General features: G+C 32.3%; 3 protein-coding genes and 1 pseudogene. 2 read left to right on the top strand and 2 right to left on the bottom strand.

The window, feature by feature from the left end; genetic code table 11:
• Positions 1-306, top strand: a 306-nt coding sequence (locus tag AB8B65_RS17105; RefSeq protein ID WP_405302497.1) for a sensor histidine kinase, incomplete at its 5' end; no start/stop codon positions are given.
• Between the two features lie 65 nt (positions 307-371).
• Entirely contained in the window at positions 372-1,016 is a 645-nt protein-coding gene (locus AB8B65_RS17100) for a response regulator (protein ID WP_405302495.1), read from the top strand.
• A gap of 83 nt (positions 1,017-1,099) precedes the next feature.
• Here the strand turns inward: AB8B65_RS17100 and AB8B65_RS17095 are convergent, their stop codons facing one another.
• Positions 1,100-2,557 (bottom strand): hypothetical protein, encoded by a 1,458-nt coding sequence (locus AB8B65_RS17095; protein ID WP_405302493.1) that lies wholly within the window; start codon positions 2,555-2,557, stop codon positions 1,100-1,102.
• Positions 2,550-2,869: pseudogene (locus AB8B65_RS17090) on the bottom strand (hypothetical protein); the annotation flags it as partial. The gene AB8B65_RS17095 and the pseudogene AB8B65_RS17090, both read right to left, overlap by 8 nt.

Genomic DNA, 2,869 nt, shown 5'->3' with positions numbered 1-2,869 from the left:
GGTGATGAAGAAATTATTGATGATAAAGCCGAAATCATTCTATTTCGTATCTTACAAGAGTTCTTTTCAAATACCATTAAGCATGCAAAAGCTTCAAAACTTGACGTTATACTGACGTATACTCCTGAAAAAATGACAGTTATCGCTAAAGATAATGGAAAAGGTTTTGATAAATCTGTTGATAAACCAAATAAAGGTATTGGTTTGCAAAATATGAAAAGCAGAGGAAAACTGATTGGTGCCGAAATTGAACTCGAATCTGAAATAGAAAAAGGAACAGAACTAACGATTATTCATTATCTTTAGATCGCTAATTATTAATTCATAATTCTGAATTTATAATTCTGAATTGTAAAAACATCCATAATAAATTGAAAACATATTCTGTTGTCATTGTAGAAGATCACGTATTACTATCGCAAGCTATTGGCGGTTTGGTAGATTCCTTTGAACGTTTTAAGGTGAGCTATTTGTGTAAAAACGGACAAGAACTCATTAAACGTTTGGAAGAAAAAAACACCAATACGCCTGATGTTGTGTTAATGGATATTAATATGCCACTAATGAATGGTATTGAAACTACAACATGGATTACAGAACATTATCCAAATATTGACGTTATCGGACTTTCTATTGAAGAAGATGAACGTACCATTATTCAAATGTTACGCGCTGGTGCCAAAGGGTATTTGATGAAAGATGTGGAAAAAAGCGTACTGGAAATGGCACTAAATGAAGTCATTACCAACGGTTTTTATCATTCAAAACATGTCACAAATATTTTGATTGGTTCGTTGAACGGAAAAGGAAGTTCTGGAACAAAATTGAAAGAAAATGAAATTGAATTTATGAAGTTGGTTTGTACGGAAATGACCTATAAACAAATTGCCGATCAAATGTGTTTAAGTCCTAAAACAATTGATGGCTACAGAGACGCTTTGTTTGAAAAGCTGAATGTGAAGAATAGAATTGGACTTGTTATTTATGCTATAAAAAATAAAATTTACCTACCGTAGCATCTCGACTCCGCTCGATGTGACAGTTGTTTATTGTTGGATGTTTACTTTATAAACTCATAACTCATAACTCGTAAACCACATCACGATTTTTTATTCAAAGTAATATCGCTATACTTTGCATTGATATTTATTTCACTTCCAGCGTTTGTATTTTTTTGATATCCACGAACAATCGTGTTAAACTGTGTTTTGTTTTCAGTTCCTTTTACGGTTTCTGGATACGAAATGTTAGAACTTGAACCAATATAATACAGTTTAAAAGCTGTTGACGGCAACTGAATTCGTGCATCTGTATTTTCTAAAATGATGTCCAAGGTTTCAAAGTTTTCTCCTAAATTATGAATTAGTAAGTTTCCAAAAGTCCCACTAATAATTCCCTTCTCTCCTAGTGTTCCGACACTTACTTTTGAAGAGTTTGACATTAGATTGATATTTTTTACCGTCTGTAAATCAACATTTTCCACAAAATTAACTTTCAACGCGCCATCATTCCATTTTGTAACATGAATTGGTGCATACGACGTTTCTATCGTCGTATTTGCACCATCAATAACATTGGCATACAAAGCTGCGTGTGACAGCTTTGCATTCATATTTTCACCTACTGCGGCAATCGTTACTTCTCCATGACGTACATTGAGTTTTAACTTTGCTTTTTTAGGCATTCTAATTTTGATCGTTTTCTTAACTTTCAAATGTTTCCCATCTGAAGATATGAAGAAAATATTGTCGTGTTGTCCATTAGTAGGAAATGCTTTTCCTTTTCCTTTCCATCTCTCTAGATTCTTTAATGCAAATTTCTGTTTCTGCAACGCTTTTTCTCGATATACTTCTGCTGTTTTAATTGCTTTTTCTCGTACTTTGGCTAGCTTTTTTTCATCTACTTTATGCTTTTTCATGAATTGTTCTATCACTTTCTCACGCTCTTTTTGCTGCTTTGTAAACTTTTTTTGCCACTTCTCCATGCTTTCTTTGAATTTTTCCTCATCAAAATCCGATTTAAATTCTTTTTTCCATTTTTTCAAGTATGCTTCTCCATCCTTTTCGAATGCTTCATAATCAAATTTTAAATCTGACATAGATTCAATAACGGTGATAGGTAATTCTGGAATTTCTATAATTTCTAATTCTGGCATTTCTGCTATTTCAGGCATTTCAATTCTCAGAGGAAATTCTTGTTGAATACTAATTGGTTCTGATAATACAAATTCGCCAGTATCTCCAAATAAAGAACGACTTCCTTTCGAAGTAACAGTGATTTTTTCACTATTTCCAATCGCTTTAAAATTCCACTTTTTCATGTATGCTTCTACTTCTTCCTCGGTTGCATCTTCTACCTCAATAGTCGCAGTAATTTCTACTTTATTCTTATTCCAAGTATCAAATTCTACATCGGCATGAGATGTATTAATCTCTAAAGTAACATCTTTATTTACCGTAAAAACTTCTTTTTTTGTTTGCTTTTTTGATTGTGAATATCCAAAGCTAATGACCAATAAAGCGATCAGTAGACTTTGTGTTCGTTTTGAATTATGCATTATTTTCTGATGTTTTTAATTCGTTTAATTTTTCCTTTAATTGGTATAGCAATTTCAGTCTAAATTGTAAGTTGTCAATCATTGCATTGATCGTTTGTTCGTTAGGTCCAAGTTCCGTTAATTCTTGCTGCAATACTTTGTGTTCTTTGTTTAATTGTGATAATTTTTGCATGTAACTTTTAAACAATTGCTTGCCAATTTCGGAGACTTCAACCTGTGTCAATTCGTAATTAATACTTGCCACATAATAGTCTTCTATCTTTTTTAAATCGGGAGAAATATCGCCCAAGCTTTTTAAAGAAGGTTTTTTAG

It is taken from the genome of Kordia sp. (assembly GCF_045105435.1).
Lineage (GTDB): Bacteria > Bacteroidota > Bacteroidia > Flavobacteriales > Flavobacteriaceae > Kordia.
Note: the sequence above shows the minus strand (reverse complement) of the source record. Positions and strands in the feature narration are given on the sequence as shown.

Bases quoted from the DNA above. Each gene is read 5' to 3' on its own strand.
- AB8B65_RS17095 (WP_405302493.1), bottom strand. From the start codon at position 2,557: ATGCATAATTCAAAACGAACACAAAGTCTACTGATCGCTTTATTGGTC.